The sequence below is a fragment of the Cellulosilyticum ruminicola JCM 14822 genome (assembly GCF_001311925.1).
GTDB lineage: Bacteria > Bacillota > Clostridia > Lachnospirales > Cellulosilyticaceae > Cellulosilyticum > Cellulosilyticum ruminicola.
On the sequence record NZ_BBCG01000181.1, the window covers coordinates 1 to 674 of the forward strand.

Below are 674 nucleotides of genomic sequence, written 5' to 3' on the forward strand. Positions count from 1 at the left end.
GTATTAAAGAATACTACCTGCTATGCAGGTAGTTCTGTAGAGCTTTAGCGTGGAAGATGATATAAAAAATCTCCTTTTGTTATAATATAAATGGTTCCGCTAAAAACCTAAAATAACAAAAGGAGATGTCCATATGGATGAAAATAGTTTAGCACACACAAAATGGGATTGCAAATATCACATAGTATTTGCACCAAAATTTAGAAGGCAAGAAATATATGGGAAACAAAAAAGAGAAATAGGAAAGATACTTAGAGAGCTGTGTGAAAGATATGATGTATAGATAATAGAAGCAAATGCCTGTCCGGATCATATACATATGTTGGTGTCTATACCACCTAAAATGAGTGTATCTAGATTTATGGGAATACTGAAAGGAAAAAGTAGTCTAATGATATTTGAAAAGTTTAGTAGTCTAAAGTATAAATACGGAAATAGATATTTTTGGTGTAGAGGATATTATGTAAGTACGGTTGGTAGAAATAAGCAAGCAATAGAAAGATATATAAAAAATCAATTGCATGAAGATATGATAACAGATCAAATAAGTCTAAAAGAATATACAGACCCTTTTAAGGGTGGCAAGTAGAGGTTCTCACGCAAGTGGCGGAATCAAGAATGTGCCTTTAGGCACGGCAAGTAACAGTGCCTTATAGGGCTAACATAGAAAACCA

General features: G+C 33.1%; 1 pseudogene. It reads left to right on the forward strand.

The window, feature by feature from the left end:
- The first annotated feature begins 133 nt into the window (after positions 1 to 133).
- Positions 134 to 589 (forward strand): annotated as a pseudogene (gene tnpA, locus JCM14822_RS18785) (IS200/IS605 family transposase).
- Positions 590 to 674: the final 85 nt, after the last annotated feature.